Origin of the sequence: Vibrio crassostreae, from assembly GCF_041439375.1 — a bacterium.
GTDB classification, from domain to species: domain Bacteria; phylum Pseudomonadota; class Gammaproteobacteria; order Enterobacterales; family Vibrionaceae; genus Vibrio; species Vibrio crassostreae_D.
This window is the reverse complement of record NZ_JBGONY010000005.1, coordinates 1-14,840: the sequence shown is the minus strand read 5'-3', so window position 1 is coordinate 14,840 and position 14,840 is coordinate 1. Positions and strand designations below refer to the sequence as shown.

Annotated in this window: 10 protein-coding genes; 8 read left to right on the top strand and 2 right to left on the bottom strand. The window is 42.3% G+C overall.

What is annotated here, in order from left to right:
- The first annotated feature begins 44 nt into the window (after window positions 1-44).
- The 5 genes from ACED45_RS03760 to ACED45_RS03740 all read left to right on the top strand — a co-directional run bounded on the left by ACED45_RS03760 (window position 45) and on the right by ACED45_RS03740 (window position 7,487).
- A complete protein-coding gene (locus ACED45_RS03760) occupies window positions 45-1,019 on the top strand; it encodes an ABC transporter permease (RefSeq protein ID WP_017071753.1) in 975 nt (324 codons plus the stop codon).
- Window positions 1,020-1,039: 20 nt separating this feature from the next.
- On the top strand, window positions 1,040-2,017 hold the full coding sequence (locus ACED45_RS03755) for an ABC transporter permease (RefSeq protein WP_019821070.1): 978 nt from the start codon (window positions 1,040-1,042) through the stop codon (window positions 2,015-2,017).
- The gene (locus ACED45_RS03750; RefSeq protein ID WP_019821072.1) at window positions 2,017-2,970 is read left to right on the top strand and encodes an ABC transporter ATP-binding protein; all 954 of its coding nucleotides are present in this window, start codon (window positions 2,017-2,019) and stop codon (window positions 2,968-2,970) included. Before ACED45_RS03755 ends, ACED45_RS03750 begins: the two co-directional genes overlap by 1 nt.
- Window positions 2,971-2,980: 10 nt before the next feature.
- A complete protein-coding gene (locus ACED45_RS03745; protein ID WP_017071889.1) occupies window positions 2,981-3,970 on the top strand; it encodes an ABC transporter ATP-binding protein in 990 nt (329 codons plus the stop codon).
- Window positions 3,971-4,043: 73 nt separating this feature from the next.
- Window positions 4,044-7,487 (top strand): hypothetical protein, encoded by a 3,444-nt coding sequence (locus ACED45_RS03740; protein WP_146492162.1) that lies wholly within the window; start codon window positions 4,044-4,046, stop codon window positions 7,485-7,487.
- Between the two features lie 90 nt (window positions 7,488-7,577).
- On the opposite strand, the gene ACED45_RS03735 is transcribed toward ACED45_RS03740, so the two are convergent.
- Window positions 7,578-8,573 (bottom strand): LacI family DNA-binding transcriptional regulator, encoded by a 996-nt coding sequence (locus ACED45_RS03735; protein WP_019821076.1) that lies wholly within the window; start codon window positions 8,571-8,573, stop codon window positions 7,578-7,580.
- Window positions 8,574-9,120: 547 nt separating this feature from the next.
- On the opposite strand from ACED45_RS03735, the gene ACED45_RS03730 reads away from it, so the two are divergent.
- A complete protein-coding gene (locus ACED45_RS03730; RefSeq protein ID WP_371713333.1) occupies window positions 9,121-10,719 on the top strand; it encodes a glycoside hydrolase family 16 protein in 1,599 nt (532 codons plus the stop codon).
- A gap of 456 nt (window positions 10,720-11,175) precedes the next feature.
- Window positions 11,176-12,507 carry a carbohydrate porin gene (locus ACED45_RS03725; protein ID WP_371713332.1) on the top strand — a complete coding sequence of 444 codons (1,332 nt, stop codon included), beginning with the start codon at window positions 11,176-11,178 and terminating at the stop codon, window positions 12,505-12,507.
- Window positions 12,508-12,794: 287 nt separating this feature from the next.
- Here the strand turns inward: ACED45_RS03725 and ACED45_RS03720 are convergent, their stop codons facing one another.
- Entirely contained in the window at window positions 12,795-13,673 is an 879-nt protein-coding gene (locus ACED45_RS03720; protein WP_048664698.1) for a helix-turn-helix domain-containing protein, read from the bottom strand.
- A gap of 142 nt (window positions 13,674-13,815) precedes the next feature.
- On the opposite strand from ACED45_RS03720, the gene ACED45_RS03715 reads away from it, so the two are divergent.
- Window positions 13,816-14,840, top strand: a 1,025-nt coding sequence (locus tag ACED45_RS03715) for a glycoside hydrolase family 3 protein (protein ID WP_371713331.1), incomplete at its 3' end; no start/stop codon positions are given.

The window sequence follows — 14,840 nt, the reverse complement described above, 5'->3', positions numbered from 1 at the left end:
GAGGGCTACAGCTTAGGTTGTAGCCCCTAGGTTAAAAGATTTTTATGTCGTTTTTAATTCGCCGATTTGGCTTCTATTTTACCGCTTTCTTAATCGCTATCTCGTTTAATTTCATGTTGCCTCGCCTAATGCCAGGTGATCCTGTTGATGCTCTTTTCGCTGCAGCTCAAGGTCGAATGGATCCTGCTCAAATGGATGCTGTTCGAGAAATGTACGGTTTTGTTGATGGCAATGTTTTCGAACAGTACTTCGCTTATATGAAAAGCGTATTTACTCTGGATTTGGGGCCATCAGTACTTATGTTTCCTGTAAGTGTCTCAGATGTCCTTGCTATGGCACTGCCGTGGACTATGTTTCTCGCGCTTGGTTCGTTGATTGTCGCTCTCATCATTGGTGTCAGTATTGGTACGTATGCATCGTATCGACGTGAAGGGCTATTTGGACAAATTGTTCCGCCAGTTTTGGCATTTATTAGTAATTTCCCGTACATCGTGACCGCGTTACTGTTGTTCTATTTCTTCGGTTTAAAACTTGAACTATTGCCTTTGGCATACACCTATGACCCATCGTTAGAGCCAGGTTTTACATGGGAGTTTATTTCCAGTGTGGCCAAACACGCTGTGTTGCCTATGGGCTCAATGGTCTTGGTTGGTATCGCAACATGGGTCTTCAATATGCGTAATGCGATGATCAACGTGTTGGGTGAGGATTACGTAACGATGGCAGAGGCCAAAGGCTTGAGTAGTTATCGTGTTATGTCTCGCTATGCTGGTCGAAATGCCATCCTTCCTGTTGCGACCGCTATTGCAATGGCAATCGGATTCTCATTCGCAGGTTCAATCATGACCGAAGTGGTTTTTAACTACCAAGGCTTGGGGAACATCCTTCTTAAAGGCATCGTTGCTCGTGATTACCCACTTATCCAAGCCATTCTTCTTATCTTGGTGACAGCGGTACTAACCGCTAACTTTATTGCCGACCTCCTATATGTCTGGCTTGACCCTAGAATCTCGAATTGAGGCGCATGATGGATAATTTAATGGACACTCAAAAAACCGCTAACCAGCCGAATATGCCAGTACGTGAGCCAAAATGGTCGTGGAAAAACGTAAAGAAAACTCTCGGTAAAGCTTACGCATTTTTCTACGGTAACCCCCCGGCCATTATAGGTACTTTTTTACTTACGATTGTCTTAGCCGGGGCGTTATTTGCACCTGTATTATCGACTCATAACCCAGAAAAGCGCGTAGCACGTCCACATGTTGCACCAAGCTCTGAGCATATTATGGGCACGACTCGTAGCGGACGTGATGTATATAGCCAGGTTCTATTTGGAGCAAGAAAGTCGCTTACTGTTGCGATCTCTGCGGGCGTAATAGCCATGACAATAGCAGTGCTAGTTGGGGTTTCATCTGGTTACTTTGGTGGAAAAGTCGATGAACGCTTGAACTTCATTACTAACGTATTTCTTGTGTTTCCACAATTACCCTTGCTGATTGTTCTCGCCGCATTCTTAGGGCAGGTCGGTTCGCTGGTTATTACCGTGTTGTTAGGAATAACCTCCTGGCCTTGGGGGGCTAGGGTGATTCGTGCACAGACCATGGCAATTAGAAGCAAAGAGTTCATCATTTCTGCCGAGGTGATGGGGGAGTCAAAAATCCGCATTATTTTAGTCGAGATCTTACCAAACTTAGTTTCGATTGTTTTTGGTGGCTTCCTAGGCACGGTTATCTACGCAATGGGCTCCGAAGCTGGTCTAGGTATTTTAGGTTTAGGTGATGCAACAGAGGTGAGTTGGGGCTCTATGTTGTATTGGGCACAGACCTCTTCATCGTTATATACCGGTGCATGGTGGGAAATGCTGGTGCCTGCACTAGCGTTAGCGATTACTGGTGGTGGACTCGCATTGATTAACATGTCTATTGACCAAGTGAGCAACCCTAAATTACGTACGGGCCCACACATCAAACTGTGGCACAAACTTAAAAAAGAAGCAGATAAACGCCGAGGCCTATAATGAGCAATCTATTAGAAATTAATAACCTGTGTGTTGATTACGTTTCTCCTAATGGCGTAGCAAGAGCCGTTAATGACGTTAGTATTTCCATTGCGCCCGGTGAAACGCTCGGTATTGCCGGTGAATCTGGTTGCGGTAAAAGTACATTGGCTTTTGCTATATCACGCTTACATAAAGCACCAGCGCTTATCTCTGAGGGTGAAATACTCTACAAAGGGCAGGATGTTTTAAAGATGAATAACAAGCAGCTACGTGACTTCCGTTGGAATGACGTTTCTATTGTTTTTCAAAGCGCAATGAATTCACTTAATCCCGTTATTACCATCGGTGAGCAGCTAACGGACGTTATTCTAGCGCACAAAAAAATACCTTATAAACAGGCTCACGATCGTGCGGTCGAGCTGTTAGGAACTGTTGGGATTCATGGCGATAGAATGTCGAGCTTTCCTCATCAACTGAGTGGAGGGATGCGTCAGCGAGTTGTTATTGCTATTGCTTTGGCGCTGGAACCTAAATTGATCATCATGGATGAGCCAACAACGGCACTTGATGTGGTGGTCGAACGTGAAATCTTGAATGAACTGTATGAGCTGAAGAGTAAGTTTGGATTCTCTATTCTGTTTATTAGTCACGACTTAAGCCTAATGGGCGAAATTGCTGATCGAATTGGCGTGATGTATGCGGGTAACCTTATCGAATTAGGTGATGCGAAAACGGTATTTAGTGAACCTAAGCATCCTTATACAAAAGGGCTTATCTCTTCATTTCCGACTATTCATGGGCCAAAAGAACGTCTCTACGGGATCCCTGGGAATCCTGTCAACCTTTTGGATACACCTCAAGGATGTAACTTCCAAGAGCGATGTGGCGAATGCATTTCAATGTGCATTAAAAGTGAGCCTCGTTTGGGCGCTATTGCGACCGGGCATCACGTATCTTGTCACCTAGTTTGAGCGAAAGATTATGAATACTTTAAAGAACGTTGATAAAAGCGAAGTTATCTTATCAGTTAAGAATTTGGTAAAAGATTTCCCACTTGGCCAGTCAGTCAAAAGCAATATGATGCGAGCCGTAAATGATGTTTCATTTGATCTACGTAAAGGAGAAGCATTAGCGATTGTTGGTGAATCTGGCTCAGGGAAAAGCACAGGAGCTCGAATTCTTACCCGAATTTACGATAAGACGGCTGGAGATATCGAATTCAAAGGTGAGCCTCTGTCTGACTATATTGAAAAATATGGTGAGCTTGAATATGCACGCCAAGTGCAAATGATTTTTCAAGACCCGTTTGGCTCGCTGAATCCTGTACACACGATTTACCACCATATTGCGCGACCTTTACTTATCCATAAACGAGCAGAAAAAGAAGCGATTCCGAACCTTGTTTATGAATTGCTTGAAATGGTTGGGCTAACACCAGTTAAAGAGACCGCAGAGAAGTACCCGCATGAACTAAGTGGTGGACAACGACAGCGTGTCGCAATTGCACGTGCAATTGCTGTTAGCCCGGAAGTTATCCTAGCTGATGAACCTATCTCTATGCTTGATGTGTCTGTGCGATTAGGAATCCTAAACCTAATGGCTGACTTGAAAGATAAGCATGGTATTTCGTTCATGTACATCACTCATGACATTGCGACGGCGCGTTATTTTGCTGAGAAAACGGCGGTGATGTATGTAGGACATATGGTCGAATGGGGCAATAGCGACAACGTCACTCAGAACCCGCAACATCCGTATTCTCAGTTGTTGTTGTCAGCTGTGCCAGAAGTCGGTAAATCGGGCAAGCGTGACATGAACGTGAAAAAAGGCGATATCCCTTCTTGGAAGCCAAGTAGCGTAGGTTGCCCGTTCGCAAGCCGTTGTATGAAAGCTGACAAACTTTGCACGCAATCAATACCAGAACCGACTCAAATTGCAGAAGAGCATTTTGCTCGTTGTCATCATCTGTAAACTTTAAATCCTTTTTGAAACGCAAAAGAAAGCGCTTTCAAAATTTAAGTGTAAGAATTTTTGGAATTTTGATATGAAACAAGACTACAACTTAACACCAGAGGTCGATGGCAAGTTCGTTGATTTAGATGGTGAGCGTTACTACCAAATCTCTAATGTTGACCAAATGACGCCATTCTTTATTAGCGTTGTATCGTCGAGCGATCACTGGTTATTTATTTCATCAACAGGCAGCCTTTCAGCTGGACGCATTCGTCCGGAAAATGCGCTTTTTCCTTACAAGTCTGTTGACCATATTCATGAAAATGCGGAAAACACCGGCTCAAAATCCATCTTCCGTATTGAACATGGCGACAAGGTTGTACTTTGGGAACCGTTTAATACATTCCATGATGGTATTTTTGATGTTGAACGCAATCTTTATAAAAATACGATTGGAGACAAAATCGTATTTGAAGAGATAAACCATACTTTGCAACTACAGTTCCAATACAGCTGGAATACGAGTGAAAAATACGGATTTATTCGTCGTTCAAAACTGACCAATCTAGCGAGCTTCGAGCGTAAAGTCGAAGCACTAGATGGCTTACAAAATATACTTCCTTCAGGTGCTCCGTTATCAGCTCTTCAAACAAGAAGTGCATTAGTTGATGCGTACAAGTGGAATGAACAAGTTGATGGTAGTTCATTGGCTCTGTTCAGCATGTATGCGAAATTGAGTGATAGAGCCGACCCTGCTGAATCTTTGCTAGCGACGACAGTCTTCAGCTTAGAAACGGAAAGCAGCCAAATTTTATTGACGAGTGCTCAAGTTAATGCGTTCAGAAAAGGTCGAGCGGTTAAAAGTGAACCTTTAACGAAAGGGATTAGAGGAAGTTATTTAGTTCATAAGTCTCTGACGCTGCGAGCACATCAAACCAAAGTTTGGTCGATTGTCGCTGATATAGACAAGACTCATTCCGATATCTGTCAGCTTCAATCTGAGCTCTCTGTTCCTGCTAACCTAGCACTAGCTTTAGAAAAGAGCATTGCAGATAATCAAAATGAATTAATCACATTAATGTCTGGTGCGGATGCGTGGCAAATAACAGCCGAAGAAAATACCAGCGTTCACCATTATGCCAATGTGTTGTTCAATAACATGCGTGGTGGCGTGTTTGAAAACGGCTATATGTTAGAAAAGGCTGACGTAGTTAAAACTATGGAAAAGGCCAACTCTCAGGTAGCAGGCCGCCATCAAGACTTTTTTGATCAGTTAGGGGATGTTTTCAGCCATTCCGAATTAGTTTCGCGCGCTAAAGCGACAGGAGATTCTCAATTAGTTCGATTGAGCTACGAGTATCTACCGCTTACTTTTGGACGTCGTCATGGTGACCCTAGTCGCCCTTGGAACCACTATGAGATTAAGCTCAAAGATGAAAATGGCGAACGCTTACTTTCTTATCAAGGCAACTGGCGTGATATTTTCCAAAACTGGGAAGCGATGGCTCTTAGTTATCCAGGGTTCATCAAATCATTCATCTCTAAGTTTGTTAATGCTTCAACGGTAGATGGCTACAATCCGTATCGAATTACTAAAGATGGTGTAGATTGGGAACTGTTAGAGGCGGATGATCCTTGGAGTAATATTGGTTACTGGGGCGATCATCAAATCATCTATCTATTAAAATTCCTTGAGTTGGCAGACAAATTTGAGCAAGGCGACCTTATCGAATTACTAGAAAGTGACATTTTTAGTTATGCCAATGTGCCTTACGAGCTTTGTGGAGTTCAAGGTCTCTTTGACAACCCTAAAGATACCGTAGAGTTCAACCAAGTTCTGCAGGAATTGACAGAGCAACGTGTCAAGAGCTTAGGCAGTGACGGTCGCTTGTTGATGACGGGTGACCAAGAAGTTTATATGGTCAACTTAATGGAGAAGATACTCGTCCCTTTGTTGGCGAAATTGAGTAACTTAGTGCTTGATGGTGGTATTTGGCTCAATACACAACGTCCAGAATGGAATGATGCAAACAACGCTATCGTTGGCAACGGCCTCTCAATGGTAACCTTGTACTACATGCGTCGCTATGTTGCCTTTATGCTGCGTTTGTTAGAGAAGTCACCATCTTCATACAGTATTTCCAAAGAAGTGTTTGAGTGGATGTCTTCTGTTACACAGATCGTTTCAGAGGCAAATACAGAGATTCGTCAAGATACGGTAACTCGTCAAACTCGTAAAGCAATGCTGACTAAGCTGGCTAAATCCGCTGCTAATTATCGTGAGCGCGTGTACCGAGTAAATGGATTCTCAGGGAAAACGAAAGTTGAGAAAGAAGCGATTGTTCAATTGATGGGCGCGAGCTTAAAAGTCCTAGATTCTACGATTACAAACAACTTGCGTGAAGATGGTTTGTACAATGCGTATAACATCTTGAGTTGTTCTGGTGAGAGCTTAATGGTTGAAGAGCTTTACCCGATGCTAGAAGGGCAAGTTGCAGTATTAAGTTCGGGTCTATTATCACCTAAACAAGCGGTTGAGTTGTTGGATAAATTGTTTGCCAGTGACATGTATCGTGCTGATCAAAACAGCTTCATGCTTTACCCTGACCGTGAGCTGGCTTCTTTTATGGATAAAAACTGTTTAGACGCTAAAGACATTGATCAGAGCAAATTGTTAAGCATGATGGTTGTTGCCAAAGATAACCGATTAGTAAACCAAGACAGCAAAGGTTCTTACCACTTCAATTCAAGTTTTGAAAACAAAGGTTTCCTTCAGGCTGCGATTGATGAAATTAAAGCCGATTACCCGTCAATTAGTGATGATGAATTTTGTCATGTATCTAGTTTGTATGAGCGTGTATTCAACCATAAAGCCTTTACTGGGCGTTCGGGAACCATGTTTGGTTATGAAGGTTTAGGTTGTATCTATTGGCATATGGTTTCTAAGTTGCTGCTAGCTGTGCAAGAAAACTATCAGCATGCTTGGAGTATGGATTCTAATAGCCAGGAAACTCTTAAATTAGCGGATTACTATTACAAAGTGAGAGCTGGTATTGGTTTCAACAAAACGCCGGAAAACTACGGTGCGTTTCCGACGGATCCGTATTCTCATACGCCAAAGCACTCTGGAGCACAGCAGCCAGGGATGACAGGACAAGTTAAGGAAGAAGTGATTACCCGTTTTGGCGAGCTAGGTCTAGAGGTCGTTGATGGAACAATTGTAATTAACCCTTCACTTCTTAGTCCTAAAGAGTTCTTACAAAAAGCGGCGACTTTTGACTGCCAAAATATTGAAGGACAAATGCAGAGCTTTATTGTTCAGGCTGGGCAACTGGCTTTTACTTACTGTCAGGTACCATTTATTTACCAACTCAATGATGAGCCAACACAGGGTATTGAAGTTCAGTTTAAAGACGGAACAAGTGAGGCATTTGCATCGTTAACGCTAAATCATGAAATGGCTTCACAGCTCTTTTCTCGTAGTGGTCTCATTGAGAAAGTCGTTGTCGTGTTCTCAAAGCACCAGTTACTCTAATTCTAATTTGAAGTGAAATAAAAAGGCTCTAAGTGAATACTTAGAGCCTTTCTTTTAAGTGTAAAAAATAGGGTGTTTGATATACAAAAATCAAAGCTTAGCCACGGACTCTCTCACAATCAATGTCGGTGTTAGTTTGTGTTTCAATGGGTAGTCGCGTTTATTAATTAACGATAAAACACCTTTTGCAGCTTCTTCTCCCATTTCATGGACAGGAAAATCGACCGTCGATAAGCGAGGACGAATATGCTGGCTGTGAGTATCGTTATCGAAGCCTACGACCGAAAGGTCTCGCCCAATAATGAGGTTTCTCTCTGCTGCTACGTCATATACAGCAAGCGCTATGTTGTCATTTTGACAGAAAATCGCGGTGATCTCAGGGTCTCGGTCTAACAAGCGTCGCGCAGCTTCATGGTTACCTTGATGATCAAAGCGCCCCTCTACAAACAGCCCTGCGTCGTATTCGATACCGAACTCTAGCAAGGCATTTCGATACCCTTGAAAGCGATCTCTACTATCAACTTTACTCAACTGGCCTGTGATACAAGCGACTTTTTTATGGCCGTTCTCAAGTAAGTGCTTCGTTGCAAGGTAGCCACCAAGCTCATTATCAATGTAAATACAGCGATCAGAAATCTCAGGAATAAAACGGTTGAGAACAATCATTGTTTCACTGTCTTTCGCTATTTTGATCAGTTCGTCATCACTGAGCTTGTCTGAGTGAACAATGAGGCCATCCACAAGTTTAGATTGCAAAAACTGGATAGAATCGAGCTCTTTGGTTCGTGATTCCTGGCCACTTGTAACGATTAAGTGAATATTATTTTGGCGAACGGTATCTTCAGCTGTATGCATTAATGGTCCATAGAAAGGCCCATCAAGCGAACCAACTAGCATGCCAATGCTATTTGAACGACTGGAGGCTAGAGCTTGTGCAAACGCATTAGGCTTGTAGCCCAGTTGCTCAATAGCTTTAAATACTTTTTCGCGATTGGCTTCCTTTACCGTAGGGTGACCATTTAATGCTCGTGAGACGGTGGATTGAGAAACTTGAGCAAGTTCAGATACTTCTTTAATGGTGATCAATGGTAGTGGCCTTATCTCTACAAGGAGTGAACTAAGCTATATTACCTTCGTGATCAATAAGAGCCTAGTAATCCAATGATTAATATTTAAAAACTCTGAACTGCTTAACGCTAAATTTGAAGGTTAAGCATGCAAAGTAAGGTCACGAATATTTCCATATACTCGACTAAATATCAAGCAAGCGCTTTCTTTGTGTTGTGGTGAAAGTGAATCTGTTTTTCTGAACTTCGTTGTAAGCTATAAAAAATAGAAGCCTGAGAACAAAGGGGTTCTAGGGTGTTATGCTGATAATCAGGTCATAAAAACTCTTGGGAATCTACACAAACCACAACGAATTTTAGCAAAATGTGAAATTAAACAAGAAAGCGCTTTCTTAAAGTGAGCATTGTCTCTTTTTTGAACTATGCACTTTTATATACTCATTTTGAAACAGTCGTGCATGGCATATTGGGTCCATGCTCGCGGAGTTATTCATTTATCGACTTTCTGTTATGGGCTCCGATATTACGTGTCGCCTGCTTAGAAAGTCGTGATACAAGGAGTTGTAATGCAAGATCTAACCAATCAGGTAAAGATATTAACGTCTTTTATTTCTGCCGCTTTGATGTCTGGCTGCACGGTGATAGAGCTGCCGGTATCCGAAAGTGCTGACTTAGCTCAAACTGAAAAACCGATCGTGCTATCCCATGCTCCAGTTACTTTAAGTCCAGACTGGCAATTGGTGTGGGAAGACCAGTTTGAAGGCGAGCAATTAAATAAACGTAATTGGTCATTAGAAGTGAACTGTTGGGGAGGAGGGAACAATGAACAACAGTGCTACACGGATGATTCTAATAACGCATTTGTTAAAGATGGCTTTTTACACATTGTCGCGCTGAAGCAAAGTCATACTGGGCCTGACAATGCCGAAGGTACGATTGGCGGAGCAACTAAAACACTCCCTTATACTTCTGCGAGACTGAGCACAAAAGACAAGCGTGACACCAAATATGGCCGTTATGAAATCAAAGCAAAGTTACCTGGTGGACAAGGTTCATGGCCCGCAATTTGGATGCTGCCAACCGACAATAAATATGGTACATGGGCTGCTTCTGGCGAAATCGATATTATGGAAGCGGTTAACCTAAACACACTTTCAGATGCGGCGGGAGCGAAAAATGATGATCTAGAGAGCCGCATCTACGGGACGTTACATTACGGACGAAATTGGCCAGACAATGTTTATAAAGGGCAAGCCGCGACATTGCCAAATGGTGTGAACCCTACTGAGGGCTTCCATACATACGCGATTGAGTGGGAAGAAGGTGAAATTCGTTGGTATGTAGACAATATTCATTACGCGACTCAAACTCAAGAGGGCTGGTACAGCCAATATGAAGCGGAAGAAGGGAAACTCATTAATGCGAGTGGAGCAGCTCCGTTTGATGAAAAGTTTCATTTGTTATTGAACTTGGCTGTCGGTGGGGCGTGGTCAGCGAACGCAAATGATAAAGGCATCGACGAAGGTTTGTTTCCGAAAACAATGCTAGTTGATTCGGTCAAGGTATACCGTTGTAAGGTTGATCGTTGGAAAGGAAAAGGGTGTGCAAGTCGCTCTGAACATGCAATACAAGTGATAGGGCACGAAGCTCCAGAGATCTTAGCAACCGATGATAGTTATGCTGATGGACCAACGTTGGAGATTTTTACCGAAACTCTTAACGCAAGCTTGGCTTATGCAAGCTATGATCCATTGGATATTGTTGACTATCAAGAAGTGACCGAACCAGATCGTGGAACAGTGCTACAAGTGAATAAGAAAGAAGGATCAGGAAATATCTATTTTCGTTCTCCTGTAACAGATGTGACACATTGGCAAGAAACGGGTGAACTGGTCTTTGATTTGAAAGTTGAGAGTATGGCTGATGGGGTTGAACTATTGGTTAAGATGGACAGCGGCTGGCCGAAAACAAGTGACTATACCGTGCCGTTATCAGCAATGAATGAATGGAAGACGGTACGTATTCCAATCGCTGACATTTTAAAGAGAGACAACCGTTTTGCTGGTGGGAATCAAGCTGATCCAAAAATGATCACTAACCTTTTAGTGTTTGAGCCTCAAGGAGAAATGCGTTTTAAACTAGACAATATTCGATTTGAAAAGTAAGCGTTTTAACAAAAGGGTTTGAATAAAATTCTGAATATAAAGGGAACATACAATGTATGTTCCCTTTTTTATTTCGACGATTATTTGAGGAAGACAACCGACGGTGTCATTCGAAACAGGTTCTGAGTGTTTGAACGGAGCAATTCGTCCTTAATATGTGAACAGTGATATTTTACTTGGTTCCATGATTGTTCAAACAAAATACTTAACATCTCTATTTTTGTGACTTACGCATAAGAAAGCGCTTTCTTTGGTGGGGTTGATCACGGTTTATATTCACGAGATCGATTTATACTCTTTCCATACCAACTGAGCGGTTAAAGCCAATAAGGTTAAGAGTGCATAGTGAATGTGGGCTTAGATTTGATCTTCTTTAAATCTGTTCGATTGGTTTTTTTAAGAAAAATAAAGAAAGCGCTTTCTTTGTGAAAGTATAATTTGGAACATGGAGTTATTATGAAACTTTCTAAGCTTACCTTTGCTTGTTTAGTCGCTACAGCTGGCTTGTCTACTGCACCTGCTGTACATGCCGAAAAATCGGATGGATTTGAATTTCACGGTTATTTCCGTGCTGGTGTTCTATTCAGTGAAAATGATGATTTTAAACGAGCAAAGTTCCCAGCATCTAAAGAGCGTTTAGGTCGATTGGGTGTTGAGTCGGATAGCCACTTTGAAGTTGCACTGCAGAAAAATTTTGAGAATGACGGTGGTCAGAAAATTCGAATCAAAACACGAGCAGCAGCCAACAATGCGGAATATGCAACCAACCAACTTGGTGCCAATGCCGATGCAACCAACAGCGAAATTGGTATGGCAGAAACTTTTGTCGAGTTTGAAGGTGTATCTGAAACCGGTGTTGTATGGGGTGGTAAGCGCTTTTATGGTAAAGATAATTACATCTTTATGACCGACTTTTTCTACACGGATATGTCAGGTACTGGTGTTGGTATTGAAGGTGTTGAGCTAGGTGGTAATAAGTGGGACTTTGCTTATATTGCAAGCGATGACTCTGGCGATACAAGTTTCTGGGGTGACAGCAACAACATCATGCATGCACTTCATGCTGGCGTGAACTTTGGCAGTGTTGAGCTTCACGCTATGGCTAAGTATATGCCAGACAATATGGTCGATTTAGGTTTTGGTAATGGCCCAGAAGCATTCGCTGAGAATGGCTATGAAATGACGGCAATTGTTCACACTGAGTCTGTCTTTGGGTTGTCAGATAAAGGTTTTACAAAATACATCGCGCAGGCTGGTAAAGGCTTAGGTTCAGGTAACCTTTTAGGCGGTACTCTTACGACTTACAACACGTACAAGCCTGGTAGCGACTATCAAAGTTGGTTAACGACAGGCACGGGCTGTGGTACGTCTTGTTTGAAGGCTGTTGATGAAAACGATGTATCGCTACGTGCTTTAGCATGGGGTGGGTACTTTTTTGAAAATGGTGTGAATATTTTCCACTCTCTTCAAACCCAGTACAACGATTTTGACAATGGTGACACAGACGGCTGGGTATCAGCAATGGTGCGACCAACGTTCCCAATTTCAGAAAACTTCTTTATCGCTACCGAAGCTGGTTACATGTACAACTACGAAGACCGTAATGGTGAGTCAAAGAATTCTTATGATTACAAGCTAACAGTAGCACCGACTCTAGTTGTGCACTCTGGCTTCGGTCCATCTCCAGAAATTCGCTTCATGGCATCTTACCTTGATGGTGAAATGCAAGATGGTACGGGTAAAGAGGGCGACTTTGTTGTAGGTATTCAAGCTGACATGTGGTGGTAGAATTTTTTACCTTCGGGTCTTAAGTGATATCGAGCATACCGGGGGAGTGGTATGACGGCCTTGCCTTTAGGGCGGGCAAGGTTCTCGATATCCTATTTATTGCAATAGTTGAGCTCTTTCCTAGCAGCACAAAGAGTTTCATTTTTATTGCTATGAGTCTTCCATATTTGAGTTTCGTTTCAAATGTGTTCTTGCCAAAGATACTCATCGACCGCTTCGAAAGGAGCGGTTTTTTTATGTGTGACATATCTAATCTTTTAAGGCTTAAGGGGGAAAGGGGGAAAGGGTTATGAGTTATGGGAAGAATGTTGCTTTCTAAATTCGCGAGGGCTGCATCCATTTTGGGCCTTAAAACATTTGGAGAAATAGTTGCTGTCAGAAAAGCCGCAAGACTCAGCAATGTGTTGGATGCTTTTGTTGTCGTTTAATAATAAGGATGCCGAGTGTCGAATTTGAAGGTCTTTGACGTATTGGTTTGGGGATGTATTTAAAAACTGCCTGAATAACCTTTCTAGTTGCCGCTTGCTGATATAGGCCGCTTGCGCAATGGTTTCTGTATCTAATCCTACTTCTTTGTAATGACGGTCAATATGTGCGAGAGCACGGCTCAATGCCAGGGTTGTTTTTGGTAAGCTATGGGTCTGTTCTTGATATCGCCGAGCAAGTTCTATCGCAAGTTGCTGCATTGTGCTCGTCAATATGATTTCAAACCCCTGTTCTGCGTTGTCGTATTCCGATTTGATTTGTTGTAGAAGTCCATTGATTCGTTTCAACTGAGAAAGTGATAACGTAAGCTTTGCTTGATATTCAGATGCTTGTCGAGCAATTGGTTCTACCTTGAAAAGCGCTTGATAACCTGGCATTTGACGCATTGAAGGGACCTCAAAAAAAGGCAATGCCGTATCAAACATCAAGTTTACAATCTTCAGTTTATTTACTTCACAAAATCCATGTTCAATATCCCCATTAATAACAAATACATCTCCTGTACTTAAAGGGTAAGTGTGGCTAGCTACCGTATGCTTTCCACTACCACTCACAACTAAGAAAAGTTCAGAAAAGTCATGGCTATGTACGTCAAAGTCGAAATCGTGATGACCATCGACATAGGCAAATTTTATCTGAGGATATCTCTGATGACTTTGGAGTCTAAACTTGGTTTTCATGTCGCTATTTTACCTATTTCTGTCGCTTATTTGGTAGTTACACGCCGTGGTTAAGATTACTATTTTTTGAACAAAGACAATATTAACTTTTAGAGCGAGAGGTCAAATTTTTGCTCTAAGTAAAAAAATAGTAGGACTTTAAATGAATACTGTGGAAATTCTCGAAGCACAGAAGCAGCTTGCACCCATAAGTCGACAAGCGGCTACTGAGGGCATTGTGCTACTAAAAAATAGTGATTCAATATTGCCATTGCAGGCTAGTGATACGGTGTCTCTTTTTGGTCGCTGTCAGATTGATACCTACCGAAGTGGCACTGGATCTGGTGGAGCTGTGAATGTCCCTTATTCCGTTAATGCATTACAGGGCTTGTATGAGAATCCAAACATCAATCTTAATCTCAGTTTGGTGGAGGTATACCAACGTTGGATCAAGGACAACCCGTTCAATGACGGCGGTGGTGGTTGGGCAACTGAACCTTGGTTTCAAGATGAAATGCCTCTTTCAACTTCTGTTGCGATGGATGCCGCCGCCAAATCTAACAAAGCCGTTATTTTTATCGGTCGAACGGCGGGTGAAGATCAAGATAATGCACAGCAGCAAGGCAGTTACAATTTAACCGCGCTAGAAATACAAATGTTGGAGAAAGTGACAGAATATTTTGATGATGTCATTGTGATACTGAACGTGACCAACATAATCGATATGTCATGGACAAGTTCACTTAAAGGTTCTGCTGCGATTAAGGCTGTTCTGTATAGTTGGGCCGCAGGTATGGAAGGTGGGCATGCTTTAGCTGATGTTTTATCAGGTGATGTTAGCCCGAGTGGACGTTTGACCGACACTATTGCGCACTCTTTATCTGATTATCCTTCCAGCGCTAGCTTCGGAAATAAAGAGCGTAATCTGTACCAAGAAGATATCTATGTCGGGTATCGGTATTTTGAAACTTTCAATCCTAAAGCTGTCCAATTTGAGTTTGGTTTTGGGCTGTCCTACACCCGCTTTTCCAATCAATTAAATGCGCTAACGATTCTTGGTTCTGGCTCTGAACAAGAGTTGGTATTTGACATTGAAGTTAAAAACATAGGTGAGAAATACAGTGGCAAGGATGGGCTTTGTTTCCTAATTGGATCTCAGATAGAAACGGCCAGTATGGGTGATTATTA